Source organism: Chloracidobacterium sp., assembly GCA_015075585.1.
GTDB lineage: Bacteria > Acidobacteriota > Blastocatellia > Pyrinomonadales > Pyrinomonadaceae > OLB17.
In genome coordinates this window covers 490,900-511,486 of sequence record JABTUB010000002.1, presented here as the reverse complement: position 1 = coordinate 511,486, position 20,587 = coordinate 490,900, and the positions used below count along the sequence as shown (strand labels likewise).

16 protein-coding genes and 2 pseudogenes are annotated in these 20,587 nt (G+C 54.3%); 11 read left to right on the top strand and 7 right to left on the bottom strand.

The window, feature by feature from the left end; all coding sequences use genetic code 11:
• Positions 1-9 precede the first annotated feature (9 nt).
• Together HS105_11305 and HS105_11300 are read right to left on the bottom strand one after the other, a co-directional pair.
• On the bottom strand, positions 10-1,953 hold the full coding sequence (locus tag HS105_11305; GenBank protein ID MBE7517173.1) for a glycoside hydrolase family 15 protein: 1,944 nt from the start codon (positions 1,951-1,953) through the stop codon (positions 10-12).
• Between the two features lie 9 nt (positions 1,954-1,962).
• On the bottom strand, positions 1,963-2,535 hold the full coding sequence (locus HS105_11300) for a TlpA family protein disulfide reductase (GenBank protein MBE7517172.1): 573 nt from the start codon (positions 2,533-2,535) through the stop codon (positions 1,963-1,965).
• Positions 2,536-2,667: 132 nt separating this feature from the next.
• Here HS105_11300 and HS105_11295 point away from each other — a divergent pair, with 132 nt between their 5' ends.
• The 8 genes and pseudogenes from HS105_11295 to HS105_11260 all read left to right on the top strand — a co-directional run bounded on the left by HS105_11295 (position 2,668) and on the right by HS105_11260 (position 10,320).
• Positions 2,668-3,204 carry a (2Fe-2S)-binding protein gene (locus tag HS105_11295; GenBank protein MBE7517171.1) on the top strand — a complete coding sequence of 179 codons (537 nt, stop codon included), beginning with the start codon at positions 2,668-2,670 and terminating at the stop codon, positions 3,202-3,204.
• Between the two features lie 62 nt (positions 3,205-3,266).
• A complete protein-coding gene (locus tag HS105_11290; protein MBE7517170.1) occupies positions 3,267-4,598 on the top strand; it encodes an HlyC/CorC family transporter in 1,332 nt (443 codons plus the stop codon).
• A 46-nt stretch (positions 4,599-4,644) separates the two neighbouring features.
• A complete protein-coding gene (gene eno / locus HS105_11285) occupies positions 4,645-5,931 on the top strand; it encodes a phosphopyruvate hydratase (protein MBE7517169.1) in 1,287 nt (428 codons plus the stop codon).
• On the top strand, positions 5,931-6,458 hold the full coding sequence (locus HS105_11280; protein MBE7517168.1) for a hypothetical protein: 528 nt from the start codon (positions 5,931-5,933) through the stop codon (positions 6,456-6,458). The genes eno and HS105_11280 overlap by 1 nt, the downstream gene beginning before the upstream one ends.
• 59 nt (positions 6,459-6,517) lie before the next feature.
• A complete protein-coding gene (locus tag HS105_11275; protein MBE7517167.1) occupies positions 6,518-8,029 on the top strand; it encodes a 2,3-bisphosphoglycerate-independent phosphoglycerate mutase in 1,512 nt (503 codons plus the stop codon).
• Between the two features lie 98 nt (positions 8,030-8,127).
• Complete coding sequence (locus HS105_11270) at positions 8,128-9,033, top strand: glycosyltransferase family 9 protein (protein MBE7517166.1); 906 nt, start codon at positions 8,128-8,130, stop codon at positions 9,031-9,033.
• Positions 9,034-9,104: 71 nt separating this feature from the next.
• Positions 9,105-9,746, top strand: coding sequence for a thymidine kinase (locus HS105_11265; protein MBE7517165.1), 642 nt, complete (start codon positions 9,105-9,107; stop codon positions 9,744-9,746).
• Between the two features lie 208 nt (positions 9,747-9,954).
• Positions 9,955-10,320: pseudogene (locus HS105_11260) on the top strand (histone).
• Between the two features lie 587 nt (positions 10,321-10,907).
• Here the strand turns inward: HS105_11260 and HS105_11255 are convergent.
• A pseudogene (locus HS105_11255) lies at positions 10,908-11,237 on the bottom strand (transglycosylase domain-containing protein).
• A gap of 175 nt (positions 11,238-11,412) precedes the next feature.
• Between HS105_11255 and HS105_11250 the strand changes: the two are divergent.
• Positions 11,413-12,708 (top strand): glucose-1-phosphate adenylyltransferase, encoded by a 1,296-nt coding sequence (locus HS105_11250; GenBank protein MBE7517164.1) that lies wholly within the window; start codon positions 11,413-11,415, stop codon positions 12,706-12,708.
• A gap of 6 nt (positions 12,709-12,714) precedes the next feature.
• Here the strand turns inward: HS105_11250 and HS105_11245 are convergent, their stop codons facing one another.
• The 3 genes from HS105_11245 to HS105_11235 all read right to left on the bottom strand — a co-directional run bounded on the left by HS105_11245 (position 12,715) and on the right by HS105_11235 (position 16,163).
• Positions 12,715-13,932 carry a VWA domain-containing protein gene (locus HS105_11245; GenBank protein ID MBE7517163.1) on the bottom strand — a complete coding sequence of 406 codons (1,218 nt, stop codon included), beginning with the start codon at positions 13,930-13,932 and terminating at the stop codon, positions 12,715-12,717.
• Between the two features lie 71 nt (positions 13,933-14,003).
• The gene (locus HS105_11240) at positions 14,004-15,146 is read right to left on the bottom strand and encodes a serine hydrolase (protein ID MBE7517162.1); all 1,143 of its coding nucleotides are present in this window, start codon (positions 15,144-15,146) and stop codon (positions 14,004-14,006) included.
• Positions 15,147-15,185: 39 nt separating this feature from the next.
• The gene (locus HS105_11235; GenBank protein ID MBE7517161.1) at positions 15,186-16,163 is read right to left on the bottom strand and encodes a Gfo/Idh/MocA family oxidoreductase; all 978 of its coding nucleotides are present in this window, start codon (positions 16,161-16,163) and stop codon (positions 15,186-15,188) included.
• A gap of 49 nt (positions 16,164-16,212) precedes the next feature.
• On the opposite strand from HS105_11235, the gene HS105_11230 reads away from it, so the two are divergent.
• Entirely contained in the window at positions 16,213-17,703 is a 1,491-nt protein-coding gene (locus tag HS105_11230; GenBank protein MBE7517160.1) for a glycosyltransferase family 39 protein, read from the top strand.
• Here the strand turns inward: HS105_11230 and HS105_11225 are convergent.
• Positions 17,700-18,641 carry a threonylcarbamoyl-AMP synthase gene (locus tag HS105_11225; GenBank protein MBE7517159.1) on the bottom strand — a complete coding sequence of 314 codons (942 nt, stop codon included), beginning with the start codon at positions 18,639-18,641 and terminating at the stop codon, positions 17,700-17,702. The two genes, HS105_11230 and HS105_11225, sit on opposite strands and share 4 nt — an antisense overlap.
• A 75-nt stretch (positions 18,642-18,716) precedes the next feature.
• Between HS105_11225 and uvrC the strand changes: the two genes are divergently transcribed.
• Complete coding sequence (uvrC, locus tag HS105_11220; protein ID MBE7517158.1) at positions 18,717-20,585, top strand: excinuclease ABC subunit UvrC; 1,869 nt, start codon at positions 18,717-18,719, stop codon at positions 20,583-20,585.
• Positions 20,586-20,587: the final 2 nt, after the last annotated feature.

The window sequence follows — 20,587 nt, the reverse complement described above, 5'->3', positions numbered from 1 at the left end:
AATTCGATTTTACATTAGCCTGTGCAGGCGTTCGAGGTAGCTGAGTACGGTTCTGACAAAGGTCGAATGCGACCACGTTAAGGGCGACACCGAAAGCGGCCGGCCGTCGGACGGGCTGAGCTGCTCGCTCATCACACCGGACGGCATCGCGTGTTCCGCCGCCCATTCGATCAAACGGAGAGCAGGTTGAAGATCCGCAACCTGTTTGGCCCGGGCAATGTAATATTCCGACAGCCAAAGTGTGCAGATGAACCAAGGGTTCGGCGGCTTATCGGGAGCGGTTCGCATATAGCCGTCATCTTCGAAGCGTGCGATACCGCCGATGCCGTTATTGCCGAGCTTCTCCTCCACGGCTGACATCGTACTTGTTACGAGCGGGTCATCGACATCAAAACACCCGAAATAGAAGATGCCGAACAGCGACGCGTCAACCGTTGCATCGGGCCACAATCTGTCATCAGAATCGGCGTGCAATGCCCGCAGAAAGCGGCCGTGATCGCTGCTGTAAAGATGGGTTCGCATTGCTTCAACGATCTCATCCGCGGCTTTGCGGTACCTTTCGGCACGTTCCTGTTCATCGAACCGCTGTGCGAAGAGAGCGGCAGAGCGCAGGCCCGCAACTATTGTTGAACAAGTGAACGTATGAACGCCGCGACGATCTTCCCAAAGATTCCAGCTCGGCTGCGGCAATCCCGTTCTCAGATCGCGATAGTTCAACAGATGATCGGCGCATCGCACGATCAGGAACCGGTAAAGCCTTCGTACAAGTGCAACGTCATCAGTGCGCTTGAAGTGTTCCGCCAGTGCCCACAGTACAAGTGCGGTTTCGTCCTGTTGTATCGGCAGCATTTCGCATTTGCGGCGGATATCCCAGAACGGATGCCAACCTGAGCCGACGGTGCCGTCCGGATTATACTTCTGCAAAAAGTAGCCGCGCTCGTGCACGATCTCATGACACAAACTGAAAAAACGCCGCGAGATGTCGTAATGCCCGGCGGCGTCAAAGGCATTAGCCACAAAGGCTCCGTCGCGAGGCCAGAGATAGCTGTAGTGATCGGTCGCTCGGTCGGTAACATCGTGATCGTTCGCGGCGACGATCGCGCCGTCGTTGTCGATCTGCGTTCGAGCGATCAGTAAGCTTCGGCGAAAAAGCTTTCGTATCGATCCCGACAGCTCGCTGACATCGGGTTTCGTCTTTGAAAGCCAATCTGACCAATACGAGCCGCTTTTTTCGAAAAGCCCTTCGGGGCCTGTTTCGATCACGCCGCGATTTACATTCGCGACCTGAAGGTGCGACCTTCCGGCCGCTATCCAGTAATAGAACTCGAAGCTGCCGTTCGGTTCCATCGGCGTATGCACGGTGATCGTTGAATCGACCGAGCCTTCAGTGATGACACCGCCCGCCAGTTGTCCGTCCTCTGCGTCGCGCCAAGTGCCTTCTTGTGCGTGAAATGCCTTGCGGCCTGTCGCGAATTCATCAAAATGCGGCAGTGTGTTTACGAGGAAATAGCGATGCTTCTTGTAATGGATCAGCGAGAGTGTCGCCGGATCATAAAAAGCCGTGTCGCCGACCTTATTCTCGTATATGCGAAAATCGTGATGAAGAAAAATGCGGACCTGCCGCTGCTTTCCGGCAAGGTCGCGCACCGTGATGCGGCGCAAAAAGACATTGTCGTGATCGGCAACAACATCGCTGCACAGCAGGCTGATCTGCAGCAATGAGTTCGTAAGCGTTACATCAGTGATCAGCGAATCGTCGCGATACTTAAGCTCGATCTTCCAACCGTGGTCATAGGTCCATGTGAATTCGCCGTCTGCCCAAATACCGAATCGAAAAGGAAAGCCTTCGCTGTGGTTCTCTTGCCCCACATGCGGAAAGTATATGTCGCGGATCTGATAATCCTTGTCGAAATTAATAAGAAGGCTGCCGTTGCCGACAGGAAGGTCTCGCATAGGCGATGGTTAAACGGCAGAGTTGACCGCTTTTTCGACAGCGGCATCCAGTTCGGCCTTGATCCGCTCGCTAAAACCGACGATCTGAGTAACGACCTTTCCGTCACGGCCGATGACAATGGTTCGAGGGATCTCATCGCCTTGAGCAAAGGCGAGCTTGATAAGTTCAGGTTCCGGAAAGGCGATAGGATAATCGAATTTCGTCTGGGCCGTGAACTTCGGTATCTCCGATTTGTCATCCTCACCGCCGACGTTCAGCCCGAAGATCATCAGGTCATCGCCGTACTTTGCTTTGAGCGCGTTAAGGTGCGGGATCTCCTCGCGGCATGGGCCGCAGAATGTTGCCCAAAAGTCCAATATCACGGCTTTGCCGCGATGCATCCCAAGATTTTCGTCACCTCCGTCGAGCAGGGCCCACGACATTTCCGCCAGCGGTTTTGACGGCGGCAGTGGCACATTCGTCTGCGGAATATTATTGATCGATGACGGCTTGGTCGAGATCGACACCGGCGAAGCCGCCGGCATACAAGCCAATGCAATGGCCGCAACTGAGATCAAACCTAGCAGGACGAGCGCTCTCATATCTGCAATTCTACACTACCGTGCGTTCTATGGCATCTTTCAGCGCGGCTTTACATTTCGGTCGCAGCTTCATAACGTCAATAGTTGCTAATGCCGTATTCAAAGCAGATCAGGGAGGAATGCCGCAAGGCAATGCAGCGAAGCACCGAAACGCTCAACGGCATCGCCGGACGTGACGCGGCGCTCGAATGCGGATGCACTGCTCAATGGGAATTAGCATTCGATGAGAATGATCGAATAGGATCCGCGTCATTCCGCACCAACGGATGCGGATACATGGCAGCCGGCGGAGAGGTGATAACCGCACAGATCGAGGGCAAGCGCTTGGGCGAACTTTCGGGCTTGGAGCGTGAGGAACTTGAGGCCGGTGCCTCACACAAGATCGGCGCCACATCGGATCGGCGGCATTGTATTGCAGCCTGTGTCGAAGCTCTGCATAAGGCGTTTGATGAGCATCGGAAACGTGTGAGCAGTACGTTTCACGGCGAGTCGCCGCTGGTATGCACTTGCTTTGGCATTTCCGAAGATCGGATCATGGCCATGATCGAAGAGTATGACCCTTATTCAGCCGAAGAACTTATGTCAGTCTCGAATGCCGGCAAAGGCTGCGGTTCGTGCCGCCCGCTTATACAAGAACTTATTGATGCGGTCAGATATGCTAAGTTGTGATATACTTGCCGTTCGAATATTAAGACTATTTAATGGACGACCCCGCCAGTAGTTTTCTCATTTTGTTTCAGAGCACAGAGCCGATCACGCTCTCATTGGTCCTGTTCAATTTTCTGCTGATATTTGTGATCGTCGGCCTGAATGCCTTCTTTGTCGCGTCAGAGTTCGCTCTTGTTTCGTCGCGACGGGCACGCTTGCAGTCGATGGCAGATGACGGAAGCGGCGGGGCGGCCGCCGCACTTCGTTTGATCGACGACCCTTCGCGGTTCATATCGGCGGTGCAGCTTGGCGTTACGCTTGCATCGCTTGCGTTGGGTTGGCGAGGCGAGCCGACACTTGCCGCACTGCTCGAACCTCTCGCCGAACGGATCGCAAGCGAAGGAGCCGCGAATTACATTGCACACGGCGCTGCGATATTTCTCGCCTTCAGCATCATTACGTTCATGCATGTGGTGCTCGGCGAGCTCGTGCCGAAAATGTTCGCCCTTGAACGTGCCGAGAAATTTGCAGCGTTCGCAGCAAGGCCGTTGGAGCTTTTTGCTTATGTTTTCGCGCCGGTGATATGGCTTCTCAATGCTGCCGGCGGCTGGTTCGGGCGGTTATTGGGGCTTAGGTCGTCGCTTCAGCACGCATCGGTCTATACCGAAGAAGAGATACGTCAGCTGATCGCACTTTCGCAGGAAGGCGGCCAGATAAACGAAGAAGAACGGACTCTCATTAATAAGGTCTTTGAATTTTCTGAGACAACGGTCAAGGAGGCGATGGTGCCGCGCACTGAGATCACTGCGATACCGGAGACAAGTACGTATGATGAGATCGCCGCCGCATTTCGCGAACATGCGTTTTCTCGGCTGCCGGTATTTCGAAGCTCGCTCGATGACATTGCCGGATACATCCACAGCAGAGATCTGGTTGCGTACACCGGCCGGCCTGAGGATTTCAAGATCGAGACCGTCCTTTACAAGCCGAATTATGTTGTTGACACCGCCCATCTTGAAGATGTGCTGCGACAGATGCAGAAAGAGAAGTTCCACTTCGGCTTTGTTGTTGACGAGCACGGCGGCGTCGAAGGTATTATCACGATCGAGGACCTGCTCGAAGAGATCGTCGGTGAGATTTCGGATGAACACGACGAAGAGGTTAACGAGCAGATAACCGAACAAGCAGATGGCAGCTATTTGCTTGACGGCGGACTTGCCGTGCGCGATCTGAATCGGCGTTTAGGCGTCAATGTTCCGCTGTCGGAGGCGTACACGACCATCGCAGGGTTCTTGATGGCCGAAGCCGGGCAAATATTGGATGAGGGCGACGTCCTGCCATTTAACGGATACAATTTTAAGATCGAAAGCGTCGATAAGCGGCGAATTTTGAAAGTAAGGATGGAAGGCACTTAGCGGCGGATGCTTGGCAGCCGGAGATCCACGGAGACATGAGAATATTATGAGCTACATAGAACAAGTGTGGGCGCGGGAGATACTTGATTCGCGCGGCAATCCGACAATTGAGGCTGAAGTGATGCTGATCGACGGAAGCATGGGAAGGGCGGCGGTGCCAAGCGGTGCTTCAACGGGCGAGAACGAGGCGGTGGAACTTCGCGATGGCGACGACTATCGCTATTTAGGCAAGGGGGTTACAAAGGCGGTCGAGAATGTGAATGAGATCATTTCGCCCGAACTTGAAGGCCTTGACGCGCTCGATCAGACGTTGATAGACGAAACGATGCTCGGGCTTGACGGCACGCATAATAAATCGCGGCTGGGTGCGAACGCGATACTCGCTGTGTCATTGGCTAACGCACGGGCGGCGGCAACTTCGCTTGAGGTTCCGCTTTATCGCTACGTCGGCGGTGCCAATGCAAAGACGCTTCCAGTCCCGATGATGAACATCCTTAACGGCGGCGCCCATGCCGATAACAACGTTGATTTTCAGGAGTTCATGGTCATGCCGGTCGGGGCGGATAGCTTCACCGAGGCTCTGCGAATGGGCGCAGAGATATTTCATAACCTTAAAGGCGTTCTCAAGTCGCGGGGCCTCTCGACAGGTGTCGGCGACGAAGGCGGTTTTGCACCGAATCTTTCATCAAACGATGAGGCAGTGGAAACGATCCTTGAAGCGATCGAAAATGCGGGCTACAAAGCCGGTGAGAATGTGATGCTCGCTCTTGACCCTGCGTCCAGTGAATTCTTCAGGGATGGGAAGTACATCTTCAAAAAGAGCGATAAACGTGAGCTTTCATCAGACGAGATGGCCGCGTACTGGGCGGATTGGTGCGCGAAGTACCCGATCATTTCGATCGAAGACGGTATGGCGGAGAACGATTGGGAAGGTTGGAAGTCGCTGACCGGAATGGTTGGCGATAAAGTGCAGCTTGTCGGCGATGACCTTTTTGTGACCAATGTGCAATTCCTGCAAAAGGGTATCGACGAACACGCCGCCAACAGCATCCTGATCAAGGTAAATCAGATCGGCACACTTACCGAAACACTCGATGCGATCGAGCTTGCACGAACTCACAATATGACGTGCGTGATCTCGCACCGAAGCGGCGAGACCGAGGACAACTTCATTGCCGATCTTGCGGTAGCGACCAACGCGGGACAAATAAAGACCGGAAGCCTCTGCCGCAGCGACCGCATTGCAAAATACAACCAACTGCTGCGCATCGAAGAGGATCTTGGCGACTCGGCACGTTATCCGGGCAGAAAGGCGTTCTATCAGATCGGCTGATGGACGTACGGTCTGAGCTTCTTCGTGAGCACTCGCGGCGTCAGATGCTGTTGGTTGCAGAACATGTTGACTGTGACAGCAAGAGATTCGCCGAGCTGATGGCTCTCTTTTTTTCCGGCGAGTATCGTGTCGCGCAGAGGTCGGCCGGTGTTGTGTCAACTGTCGTTGAGCGGCATCCGAAGCTCATAGCACCGTACTTTTCGCGTATCGTCGAACTGCTCGAAGATAACACGGCGGGCGCGGCGGTTCACCGGAATATCCTGCGGCTCCTCCGGCACGCACCGATACCGAGGAGCTTTGAGGGAAGGCTCTATGACATTTGCCTTACAAAACTCGATGATCCAAAGGCCGCGATCGCCGTTAGGGCATTTGCTATGGAGGTTGCGGTGCGGATAGCCAACGGCGAAGTGCAGCTTCTTGACGAGGTCGGACTAATTGTCAGAAAACACATGGGTAATTCAAGCGCAGCGCTAAAGGCAAAGGCCCGCAACCTGCTTAAGATCACCGCTGAAAATAGCGAAAATTAGACTCCCTCGCGGGCCGCCCAATCGGGTATAATCAACATCGAGAATTCGCCGATCGCCAAATGATTGATCCTCAGCAAAGACAGCTCGCGGCACCTGTTGCACTTTTTATTCTCGACGGGTGGGGCTTTTCGCCGTCCGTCGACGGTAATGCGGTCTTCCACGCGAACACGCCGAATTATGATCGTCTTTGTGGGGCATTCCCGATGACAAGCATTGCGGCGCCCGGAGATGCAGAAGAAGGCCATCTTGATCTGGGGTGCGGGCGTTCAGCCAATTCGGACGATCATCGGGTCCGCGATGCACTGCGAAACGGTGAGTTCGAGACAAATCAGGAACTCGCAAGTGCTATCATCGCTGCAAAAGAGAGCGGCCGGCGACTGCATCTGATCGGCTTGCTTAGCGACGGCGGCGTCCATTCATCGATCGAGAGCCTTTTTGCGATCCTGCGCATGGCTCGCGTACGCGGCCTTACGGATGTCTTTGTCCACATAATACTTGACGGAGTTGACGTTGCGCCTCGAACGGCAGATGTTTACGCCGAGGCTCTCGCCGTCAAACTCGCGGACATTGGGGTTGGCCGTATCGCAACGATCTGCGGCCGCTACTTTGCGATGGATTCGAGCGGAAGTTGGGAGCGAACGGCGCGTGCTTACACGATGCTTGTTCACGCCGAAGGCGAGCGTTCGCCTGATGCGATGGCCGCCATACGCGGCTCGTTCCTTCGCGGTATTGCAGATGAATTCATCGCGCCGATCGTGATCGAAGATCAACCGGGTGTGCCTGTGGCAACGATAGAGGATGGCGACTCGGTGATATTTTACAACCATCGGCCGGAGGGAATTCGTCAGCTTGTACGAAGCCTTGCAGTTCCTGACGGCGGGGGCCTGCGCAAACCGTCGATCCGAGCCGTGTGCTTGACCCAATACGACCGGGCTTTTGAACTGCCGGTGGCGTTCCGGTCAAGTTCCAATAATAATGTGCTGACCGAAGTGCTTGCGAACGCGGGTATTGCGAGCTGTAAGATAACGCAGACGGAGCGGTTCCCGCACCTTACGTATTTTTTTGACGGCGGCGGCGAGATCGAGGTTGAGAGTGATACACAAGTTCTGATACCGACCGTTGTTGGCCCGTCTTCGGATCTTCGGCCCGAGTCAATGAGCTTTAAGATCGCCGACCGTTTTGTTCGTGAGATGGAAGCGGCTCCGCGTGGTATCTTTGCGGTAAATCTGCCGGCTGCGGCGATAGCTGCACGGAGCGGTTCTATGGATCGAACGGTAGAATCGATACAGTTCGTTGACGTCTGTTTGGGCGGAATGCTCGACAAGATCCGCGAGGCCGGCGGCACGGCGATCGTTACGGCCTCGCACGGAGCATGCGAGGCTATGTCGAACACCGACGACGCTTCGATCTCTCCTGTCAACGGACGCGTGCCGTTCCATCTTGTCGCTGACTCGCTTCAAGGCACACAGCTTCGCCGAGATGGTTCGCTCGCCGATGTGGCACCGACGCTGCTGCGGCTGCTCGGCCTTGAGGTTCCGAATGAGATGACAGGGAGCGACCTGCGGATATAGCAAGGCGCCGTTACCTACCTGTGCAGCGGATGCGTCCATACAAGATATTGATTATTAACTTTGGCCAAATGGGCGATGTGGTGTTGAGCACTGCTGCCATGCGAGCGATCCGACAATGCCCCGACTCTGCATCCGTAACTCTGCTTCTCGGTACATCATCACTCGATGTTGCTGAAATGGCCGATGCCGCTGACCATTACATCGCGTTCGATCGAAAATTATTCAAGCAGCGAAAATATTTTCGCGGAGCGGTTGAAACGCTAAGGCTGCTGCATGCTTTGCGCCGCGAAAGGTTCGACCTGGTGATCGATTTCTTCAGTCGTAGTGAAACCAACTTGCTCGGATTCCTCGCGGGCATTCCAAAGCGGCTTTATGCCGCACGGAATACGCGCTCGATAGACAGTCTTTCAAATTTCAAGCCTGCCGCGCCGCCATTCGATCCGGAACGGCATATCGCCGATCGATGCTTCGATCTTGCCGAGTGCCTCGTGGGCAATGTGCCGCGCGAACCGTTCATTTTCCGTCCGAAAGTTGAAGATGTTGAAGCCATGCGGAAGCGCTTTCCAAGCCTGGATGGCGCCGTTGGCGTATTTCCCGGAGCGGGACACCCTTCGCGACGCTGGTCCTTGGAAAAGTACGGGGAACTTGCGAAGCGCATATCAAAGGCCGGCATTGTGCCTGCTCTGTTTTTAGGACCGGAGGAATCTGATGCGGTCGATCGAGCCGAAAATTATTTCCCTGCATCCACGTTAAAGCTGTACAACCTGGGGCAGCGTGAGCTCGTTCCCGCGATGAGATTACTCGCGGCGATGGTCGGAAATGATACCGGTACAACGCACCTTGCCGCTCAAACCGGCATTAAGGTCGTGCTGGTCGTGGATCAGAATGCAGAGCTGATCTATGTACCGCTTTCCAATCACCTTTACAGCGTAAAGGGGCGACGGCTAGCTGACGTGGATGTTAGCGATGTTTTCGAAGCGCTTTGCGCCGCGCTGTCTGAATAGCGCGGAAACAAATGACAAGTGGAGCGGGGCGTGATAACCTCTTGTACTTCAGGAGAACGACGGGTCAAACTATGGTCGAGGAATTTGCGTTCGACAATACCGAGGAACGCCGCAAAGTGCGTCAGAACGGAACGGGTTGGATAGAGGTGATCGCCGGGTCGATGTTCTCTGGTAAATCAGAGGAACTCATACGGCGGCTCAACCGCGCGCGGATCGCGCGGCAAAAAGTGCAGGTCTTCAAACCGCAGATCGACGCTCGATATTCTGTTGAAGAGATCGCGTCGCACTCGGGCCACAAGCACGACTCGTCGCCGGTCGCGAGCACAGCAGAGATGATGGCGCAGATCGAAGACGACACTCAGGTCGTCGGCATTGACGAAGGACAATTCTTTGATATGAATATCATCGACGCCGTAAATCGCCTTGCCGAAGACGGCAAACGCGTGATCATCGCCGGACTCGATCAAGACTATACGGGCAAACCGTTCGAGCCGATGCCGCAGCTGCTATCGATAGCCGAGTTCATTACAAAGACACACGCGATATGTGTTGTGTGCGGCGGCACCGCGAACTATTCGCAGCGCACGGTCGAATCCGAGGCTCGTGTCGAGGTCGGTGCAAGCGATAAGTATGAGGCGCGCTGCCGCAAATGTTTCGTGCCGCATGCGGATGCTCCGACGCTGCACGACGGCCGTTCAGCCGCGCACGGATGAGCATTGCCGTTCCTGTATAAGGATCTTCGCACACGATCGATGATATTCGCGCTGATCTCAAGTGCGGATACGCTCAAAAAAAATTTTCAAAACATATACTTTATGTTGCATTCAATGCTTGGAATGAACGCAAAATATTGTATGATGTTTTACGTTCTGAATGTGCGCATTTTACGCGGAACTGACTTTCAAGAAAAAGGAGAAACATATGGCAACTAAGAAAGCAACAAAACCGGCCGCGAAGAAACCTGCGACCAAGAAAGCGGCTGCCGCGAAACCGGCAGCAAAGAGCGCCGCACCGAAAACTGCCACGAAGGCCGTTGCTAAAAAAGCAGCACCGAAGGCAGCAGCAAAAGCGGCTCCGAAGAAAGCTGCAGCCAAGAAAGTTACTGCAGCAAAACCGGCTGCGAAGAAGGCTGCTGCGAAACCGGCAGCTAAGAAGGCAACGGCAGCAAAACCGGCTGCTAAGAAAGCAACCGCAGCAAAACCGGCAGCAAAGAAGGCAACAACCGCAAAGGCTGCTCCAAAGAAGGCCGCTGCAAAGAAACCTGCAGCGAAGAAGGCACCCGCAAAGAAGAAGTAACCGCACTGCACATCAGACGGAGAAGAGCGGCGTCGTCACGAGGCCGCTCTTTTTCCTTTTACGGATCTGTCGGGCCTTGGATCTGAGATCACAATAAGCGGATGTCAGTATTCGAGCTTGATCGAGTTCATTCCGCGCATGAGTACCTTCTGACGCCGGATGACCCGCTTGCGGTTCTTTGCAGGGTTGAAAACATTCAGCGGGCTTGGGATCATCGCCGCAAGGAATGCGGCTTCGTCTTTTGTCAGGTCGCTCGCACTCTTTTTGAAGTACGTGCGTGCGGCGGCCTCGGCACCGTAAACACCGTCGCCCCATTCGATGACATTCAGATAGATCTCGAGTATGCGTTTCTTTGAGAGTTCGCGTTCCAGGAAATAGGTGTAAACGGCTTCACGGCCTTTACGCAAAAAATTACGGTCCTCGGAAAGAAAGAGGTTCTTGGCAAGCTGCTGCGTGATCGTCGAAGCGCCACGCTTAAAGCTAGGAAGCGGCGGTATCCAGTCGTTTTGGTCCTTGCCGCAGTCCTGTGGACTTGTGTTCGCTGCTTTCGCTGCCGCTATGCAGTCATCTTTATCCTCTTTCTTGCCTTCCTCAACGGCTTCATCCCAAGCCTTTTGTATAGCATCCCAGTCAAAACCGTGGTGCTGAAAAAAGCGTGCATCTTCACCCGCAAGCACTGCTCTTTGCAGATTAGGGTTTATTTGCTCGATCGGCATCCAGATCATGAACTTCTTTGGCTCGATCCCGTCTGCCCGGGCCTGCGAAAGCCTATACTCGATGAGTGAGGTCGTGGTCGGGTTCTCATTTTTAAGTTTTGAGATACTTGGAAATGTTACTATCTCATAACCGAGCCATAGCACGATGGCTCCGAGAAAAATAAAAAAGAGGATCTTGACCCAATACCACATTATGGACGTGAACAGATACGCTGACCGCTTAGACAAGGGCTATAGCAAAAGCATCTGTGCGATGACGCTGCCATACAGGCAAGCGCCATGCGGTAACTATACAACATTAGGGACAGGCTCTCACGTGTTGACAGCTTCTTGACTATTTCAAAGGCTCTATTCACTATTCACTATTATGGGACATTACGAAAATGTTGTTGCGGTAATTCTAGGCGGCGGTGCCGGCACAAGGCTTTATCCGTTAACGCGTGAGCGTTCTAAGCCCGCAGTGCCGCTCGGCGGAAAGTATCGGCTTATCGACGTGCCTGTCTCGAACTGCATCAACAGCGAGATAATGCACATCTTTGTCCTTACGCAATACAACTCAGCATCGCTGAATAGGCACATCTCGACGACTTATCGCTTTTCGGCTTTCTCATCGGGCTTTGTCGAAGTTCTTGCCGCCGAGCAGACAAAGGACAACACCGAATGGTTCCAAGGAACGGCCGACGCGGTCAGGCAAATGATGCCTCACTTGCGTGATTGGCGAATAGACACAGTACTGATCTTGTCGGGCGACCATCTTTATCGTATGGACTATCGCGATTTTCTCGACCGCCACTTTTGGTCGGGTGCCGATCTGACGGTGTCGGTGATCCCATGCCGTCAGGAGGAGGCAGGTGAATACGGCCTGCTGAAGACGGATGCCGACGGGGCGATCATCGAGTTCAAGGAAAAGCCGAAGGGCGATGCCCTCGAAGAAATGCGTGTCGATACCACGGCGTTCGGATTATCACCGAATGAAGCATTAGAGAGGCCTTTTCTCGCGTCAATGGGTATTTATGTTTTTAAGTACGACAAACTCGTTGAGCTGCTCGGCGAGGACGACGCGCGAGTGGACTTTGGCAAGGAGATAATTCCCTCGGCGATCACTAAGTATAACGTCCAGGCCCATCTCTTCAAGGACTACTGGGAAGATATCGGTACGATACGCTCTTTCTATGAAGCAAATCTTGATCTGGCACGTCCGCTGCCAAAATTCAACTTCTTTGATGCGAGCTCGCCGATCTACACGCGCAGCCGCAATTTGCCGCCGTCAAAAGTGCATGACTGTACGATCGACGATACGATGATCAGCGAAGGCTGCATCCTGAATGGCATTACAGCAAAGAACTCGATCATCGGATTGCGCAGCCGCATCGGTACGGGCGCACAGATCGAGAACTCAATAATCATGGGATCAGATTTCTTTGAAGGTTTAGACGATCTTGAAGCCAATATCGGCCGCAATGTTCCGCATTTGGGCATTGATCAAAACAGCGTGATAAGAAACGCGATCGTCGATAAGAACGTTCGTATCGGAAAGAACGTTCAGCTCATAAATGCCGACAGCGTCCAGCAGTACGATTCGCCCGACGGAGCGTTCTATATTCGCGACAGTATTATCATCATTCCCAAGAATGCGGTGATCCCTGACGGCACGATAATTTGAGCCGCCTCAGATACCGGCAAGTTTGTTACCGCTGCCGCGGCCGACGATGTAGCTGTTCTTTGCCCGCACAACAACGCCGGGACGCATAACGCGGACGCGTATCTGACGCCTTTCGCCGGCCGTGCCCTGCGTTGCCGGATAGTAGCCGAGCGAATACTGCCTGCGCAATTCCTCAGCAATGCCGGTGAATGCCGCACGGATATTCATCATACTGTCAGCTTCGAAATAACGGCCGCCGCTGTTCCTCGATATCGTTTCCAGATATTTTTTTCCCGTCGCGTATTCCTGTGCGCTTCCGCCGCCGGGTGCGCCGCCGGATCCGATATTTACGTTCCCGCCCATCAGAATCGCGCCGAGTATGTCGCCCATAGTAACTCGGCCCGAAGGACGGCGATTCGGGTTTGGATAGCGGCTGCCTGTCATTCCGCCGTTGAGATCGTGCGAAGTGTCATAGCGAACGGCATAGAAGAGCGAATCGGTCTCTTCGGTCTTTGCTTCGGTGCTTTGATATGAAGCACGTCGCGATGTTGTATCGACGCCGTCGGTAAATAGTACGACAGCCTTGCGCCCCTTTATGTAACGCATTTCCTGTTCGAGCGCGTAATCAACAGCTTCATAAAGGCTGGTGCCGTTACCGAACTCAGCCATATAAATAGCGTTACGAAGCTGCATACGGTTGCTGGTCGCCGGGCTGAGAACATGAACTCGCTCGTCGAAAGAGATGACCATCACACGGTCGCTGGGCCTCAGCTGATCGACGAAAGCGACGGCGGCGCTTTGGATCTCATCGATGCGATACTGTGTTGAAGGGCTTACGTCAATCAGAAGGATCACAGTGAACGGCTGCTCTACGGATTGAAAATATTCTATCTGCTGTTGAACACCATTTTCGAAGATCTGAAAGTCCTTCTGCTGAAGGCCGGAGATGAACCGCCCGTCGCGATCGAGAACCGATACGGGCATTGTTACCAGTTCGGTATCAACCTTGATTATCTCATTCTCGTCATCAACCTTTCCGTCCGGCGTCGGCGTCGTACCTGCTCGCGGTGTACTGCCTTGAAGTACGGGCGGGCCGTCCTTGCGAGTCGGTACATTGCTGTCGCTTTGCAGGACAGGAGGTGTCGGCGTCGCCGCTACACGCGGGCGTGTCGATGTGTTCGTCTGTGCTGCGGCCGTTATATTCAGAGCCGCCGCCAAGGCCAAGATAACCGCATACTTTCTCATAACCATAAGCATCCTCAAAAGAGCCTCTTGAGGACAGCTTCGTTATGATTATATGCGCTCGTGAATAGTTGCTAAAGATTTGCCGCGCCCTTGTCGGCGAATTCCGAAGCAAGAGTGTGAAACCGGCGGCGTACGGAGTTTATATTGACCAGAGGGAGGCCGTGATGATGCGTACGATTGGTCAGCAGAATAAAAATTCGCTGCTTCGAAGGGTCGAGCCAAAGGCTTGTTCCCGTAAAACCAAGATGGCCAAAGCTTTGCAGCGACAGCTTCGTACCCGCGGTCGAGTCCGGCGTTGATGCCAACTGAAACGCAAGCGAGCGGTGCTCGTCCAGATGCGGCGTTAAATTTGCGGTGAAAAGGCGGCATGTTTCTTCAGAAAGCAGCGTTGCTGATGCGGCAAGGAACTGCAAAGCGATCTTGAACACATCGGCGGCAGTTGAGAAAAGGCCCGCATGCCCGGCTATTCCGCCGAGGAAGCAGGCATTACCGTCATGCACTTCACCCCATATCTGTCCGGTCCGCAGATGCGGCGACATCGCAGTTTCCGTGATGTAGCCCTGCTCGATACAGGTTTGACGTTCAAATGCATTTCCAGTCTCACTCGCGGCGATCAGACGGCGCTCGAACTTGTCCGCCGGCCGAAATGCCGTTCGCGTAAGCCCAAGCGGGCGAAAGATGTGCTCCGCTGCGATCTCGGCAAGGCTTTGCGAGAAGACCTTCTCAAGCACGGCAGCAAGCGTTATGAAATTTAGATCGCTGTAAACAACGGCCGAACCGGGCGTGCTTTCCAATGGAAGTTTGCCGATGAGGTCGATGACAGCGGCCGGCTCATTACTGCTGCACAGCAGATACAGAGGACGCCATGCCGGCATGCCTGATGTGTGGGCGGCGAGGTTGCGGATCGTGAGCGCATTCTTTTCGGCAGACGCAAAGGCATCCACAAAATTCGCGATTCGATCATCAAGCGAAAGCAAACGCTTCTCGATCGCGGTCGCCGTCAGGAATCCCGTTACCAGAACCTTTGTCAGGCTTGCAAGATCATAGATCGTCTCGGGCGTTGCCGAGATGATCTCAGGCTCGACGACTGCATTACCTATCGCGTCGTGAAAACGGATCGAGCCGTGCTCGCCAACTAGGAACACCGCCGAAGGAAAGTCGCCGGCATCAATGCGTGTTGTGAGAAATTCTGTTATCTCGGTCGGTGCGTTCATCTGAGCGATCGCTGCGGTGAAATGCGAACTTGTATCTCCCTAGACATCGAGGAACTGCCGATGAGCCTCGATGCGATCAAGAATGCCCGTCGCCAATGCGAGCGCGCGGCGGCCGTCGGCTCCCGAGATCGGCGGTGCTGTGTCATTGCGGATACAAGCGAGGAAATCATTGATCTCGGCGCGGAGCGGCTCAGTATCGGCGATATCGAGTTTCTGTATAGAGATGCCTGCAAATGAATGCGGATCGTCCGAATCAAGTGTGGTTATCGCCGCGTATTTCGCGGCGTAATCGAGCACTACATACGAACCCTTTTGAAAGAACCGCGTCTTACGAACCTTCTCATGCCCTACCCGCGATGATGTGATGTTCGCAACCGCTCCGTTAGCAAACTCGATCCGTGCGTTGGCGGCGTCCACCTTATCCGAGATCACGGGAATCCCGACCGCGCTTATGGCGCTGACGCCGACATCCTCGCCGACCATCCACTGAACGGCGTCAAGGTCGTGGATCATGACGTCCAGCACCACATCGACATCAAGCGACCGATCCGGGAACGGCGAAACACGATGGATCTCGAAGTAAAGCGGTGTCGTTATGTGAGGCTTAAGGGCGACCATTGCCGGGTTGTACCGCTCAAGATGCCCGATCATCAGCTTTGCCGAACCTGTCGCGGCCGCTGCCGTCATTTTATCGGCTTCATCTGTCGTTATCGCCATCGGCTTTTCGACAAGTACATGAATACCGCGTTCGAGAAATGAGCAGGCTATATCGCAATGTGTCTCGGTCGGTGTGGCGATCGAAACGGCATCAACTTTGTCAAAGAGTTGCCTCGGGTCAGCAAAAGACACGCAGCCGTACTTTTCGCTTATCACACGCGCAGTTGCGGGGGCAGTATCGCAGATGCCGATAAATTCGATCTCGTTCTCAGCGGCAAGCTCGGCGTAATTTCGCGCATGATGGCGTCCGAGGCTGCCGGTGCCGATCGCGGCGAGTCGAAGTTTGTCATTTTCGGGCATAGTTTGATTGGGAAGTGCTTTTCAGCAATACTTTACATTCTGTTTGAAGATGGCCGAAATTACAAAGCCCGCCGCTGCCTCAGATAACGCCGTGCCTCGGCTTGCGTGGATAGCGGTTTCATTGGCCGGCGTTGCCGCGTACTTCCTGGGCCTCGGGCTTCCGTTCCTTGGGCCTGACGAGCCGCGTTATGCACAGGTAGCGCGAGAAATGTTCGAGCGCGGCGACGTGATCACACCAACGCTCGGAGGCTTCAATTGGTTTGAGAAGCCGATACTTCTCTACTGGCTCGAATTTCTCTCATACACATTCTTCGGCGTCAGCGAATGGGCAGCGCGGCTCGGGCCCGCGATCTTTGGTGTTGCGACCGTTGCGTGCCTGTATTTCGTCGGAAAAACGGCGGGCAGCGGGGCGGCGAAATGGTTTGCATTGCTGGGAGCATCGACGATCGGGATCGTAGCGTTCTCGCACGGTGCGAGCTTCGACATAATAGTTACATTTCCGATCACTGCCGCGCTCGCGGCCTATTATATTTACGAGACCTCAAGCAGGAAGGACGGTGTTGAACGTGTCGGATTTCTTGCCGCGTTCTACTTCTTTGTCGGCGTCGGCTTGCTTGCAAAAGGGCTGATAGGAGCAGTATTCCCCGGTGCTATCGTGGCTGCGTATCACATTGCGATACGCCGAATGCCTTCGCGCAATGCTTGGTTCAGCACGATATGGGGCACTCTGCTGGCCCTGTGTGCCGCCGCGGTTTGGTACGGTCCGATGTTCTATCGCCACGGCTATGAATTCTTCAACGAGTTCATAATACAACATCATTTTCAACGCTTTTCGTCGAACAAATATCAGCATCCGCAGCCATTCATATTCTTCTGGTGGATATTGCCGCTCCTGACTCTGCCGTGGCTGCCGCTGCTTGCTGCGTCGATCATTTCACGCATCAAGGCGTGGCGTACACGCGAGGCCTTTGAGAACTCCGATCTGTTCACGTTTGCAGGCATTTGGCTGCTGATACCGCTGATATTCTTTTCATTCTCAGGCTCCAAACTTCCCGGCTACATACTGCCGTCGGTACCCGCGGCGGTGATCCTTTCTTCACTATTCCTTGCGAGGCAGGGCAAGATAGGCAAGGCCGGTTTCCGTGCAGTTTACGTCACTGCCTTAGCAACGCTTGCGGCAGCAGCGTGCCTCTTGGTATTGTTCATGCCGTCATTCGCGAATACTGACTCCGTAAAAGGCCTTTTGACGGCAGCGAACGAACGCGGCTTCGACGGTGAAAAGGTCGTTGGAATGTACACGGTTTCACACAGTGCGGAGTTCTATGCGGCCGGAAGGCTCGTCCGCGACACGGATGGAAAGCAAAGGCGCATTTACAGTGCGGCGGAGATCGCAGCGGCCATGGGCGATGAGCGAGTTTCGGCGGTGCTTGTCATAATTCCGCTCAAACATCTGCAGCAGTTGACAGCGTCGCCGCTTGTTCACAGCGAAGTGATCGCCGACAATACCGAGCTTGCGATCGTACAGGTTACGAAGCCCTAACGCTTTGCTGCCCGCTCGATACGATCCATCAACGCCGCACCAATATCGGCAGTGTCGTCGATGCTTTCACAATAGATCGTATCGATGCCGAGGCGGTCGCATTCGCGAAAGAATTCAAATAATGAATGTGCGTATTCCTCGACGTTTCTGCATATCAGCTTATGCTCAAACGCGCCTTTTGTCTCAGTTAAACCGATGAATGCCGAGTTCGGCTCCGGATCGTCGGCAGAACCTTTGACAACGACGACCTTTGCTCGCGGCGAATAATGTTTATGCTTGAGTCCGGGGCTTTTCGGCGTGAGAGGCGAACTGCCGCTGTCCGCAACGATGTCGGGAACGATCTTCCGCAGTTCGCCCGCAGTGATGCAGCCTTTTCGCAATAGAACCGGCACTTCACCGGTGCAGTCAACTACCGTTGATTCAAGTCCGATGATACATGGCGGGCCTTGCAGAATGCAGTCAATTCGGCCGTCAAGGTCTTCGAGGACCGCTTGCCATGTTGTCGGGCTTGGGCGCCCTGAAAGGTTTGCCGACGGCGCAACAACCGGTGTTGCCGCCGCGGTCAAGAATAGTTCCGTGAGGCCGAGTCTCGGCATCCGTATTCCGATACTGTTGAGACCGGCGGTAGCGACCGCCGGCACTGTGTCCTTTTTCGGAAGGATCACCGTGAGCGGCCCGGGAAAGAAAGCGTCGATGAGCTTTGCGGCAGCGTTTGTGATCGCAGAGGCGAGCGAATCTATTTGTTCGATGCGCGAAATATGAGCGATCAGCGGATTGTCCGCCGGCCTTTTCTTTGCCGTGAAGATGTTTGCGACAGCGACTTCGTTAAAGGCATCCGCGCCAAGCCCGTAAACGGTCTCGGTAGCGAATGCGACAAGCCCGCCGCGCCGAATGATCGCGCCGGCGTATGCAGCATCGGTCGTAAGTTCTGTTTTCACCGCAAGACAGTGTTACGCAAAGCCGAGCCGAACGCAAAGTATGACTTACGCTTGGCACAGCGATAGAATATAGCTGTGGCAACCGCCGAGACGCTAAAAGAGAAGCTTAAGACGCTGCCGACGAGAGCAGGCATCTACATCCACAAGAACGCCGCCAGCAAGATCATCTATGTCGGCAAAGCGAAGAACCTGCGCAATCGTGTGCGTTCGTACTTTCAATCGAGCCGCAATCATGATCCCAAAACCCGACAGCTTGTAAAGAATATTGCGGATTTCGAGTTCATTGTCGTTGATAATGAGGTCGAGGCGTTGGTGCTCGAATCTAATTTGATCAAGAAGCACAAGCCGCGTTTCAACGTCTTTCTTAAGGACGACAAGTCCTACCCGCACCTGAAGCTGACGAACGAACCTTACCCGAAGGTCGTCATAACGCGAAAGATCGTGCGCGATGGTTCGCACTATTACGGGCCATTCCTGCCGGCGGTGCTTGCACGCAACACGCTTGACCTTATCAATCGCGCATTTCAGCTTCGAACCTGCGATATTGAGATAGACGGAAACCTGCCCAGGCCATGCCTTGAATATCACCTAAAGCGATGCCTTGCACCTTGCGTGCGAGGGCTTTGCACAAAGGAGGAATACCGGCAGGCGACAGCCGACGTGCGCGAACTGCTTGAAGGGCGGAATAAAGAGCTTGCGAAGTCGCTGGAAGCCAGGATGTGGCAGTTCTCAGAAGAAGGAAAGTACGAGTTGGCGGCGCGTTACCGCGACCTGATGCGGACAGTGCTTGCTCTTAGCGAAACACAGAAGATGGCAACCACGGCCGACCGAGATATCGACATCATCGGTTTTTACCGCGAACGGCAGCGGCTTGCACTTCAGCTTTTCACAATGCGAGAAGGCCGCATTGTAGGGCGGCGGGAATTCTTTTGGGAAGACCTGCCGGAGGATGACAGGTTTGACGCGGCTGAATTCTTGGGCCAGGTCTTGACGCAATATTACTCGACGGATTATGTGCCGCTTGAGATACATGTATCGCAGGATTTCAGCGACCGCGCCGTACTTGAACAAGCTTTGACAGACCGACGCGGCCGCCGCGTGAAGATACTCGATCCCAAACGCGGTAAGAATAAGCACCTCGTAAAGCTTGTTGAGACGAACGCAAAGATCGCGTTCGAACAGCGATTTCGCGTACTCAAACCCGACAGCGAAAAGGTGCTCGAAGAGCTGCAGGAACTGCTCGAACTCTCGCATTTCCCGGAACGCATCGAGTCCTTCGACATTTCGAACATCTCAGGTTCTGAAAACGTCGCCGGCATTGTCGTATTCGAGAACGGTAAGCCGGCACGTGCACAGTATCGCAGGTTCATAATCAAGACCGTCGAGGGCTCCAATGACTTTGCGTCAATGAACGAAGCAGTTTTTCGACGCTATCGCAGACAGATCGAAGAGCAGAAACCGCTTCCGCAGCTTATCTTTATCGACGGCGGCAAAGGTCAGCTTTCGGCGGCGGCCGCGGCGATGAACTCGCTCGATCTCGAACAGATAATGCTCGTCGGGCTTGTAAAACCTCCGAAACGGCACAGCGAGATCTCGCACCTGCTGATCTACGGCCGCGAAAACGGTCCGATACAGTTCGACCGCAATTCACAAGCGTTCAGGCTGATACTTCAGATCCGTGAGGAGACGCACAAGACCGCCGTCGAGTTTCATCGCAAGCGGCGTGAGCAGCGAGATTTTACATCCGAACTTTCGGAGATACCGGGCATCGGTGAAAAGCGAAAGAGGGTGCTGCTGCGCGAATTCGGTTCGATCGAACGCATCGCAAAGGCCGCTGTCGAGGAGCTTTCGCCGCATATCGGGCCAAAGGCTGCCGCCGAGGTTGCCGGGCACTTTGCCGCTCAGCGTTCTGTCGCTGGAAAGGCCGCTTCGGATATGACGTAGCC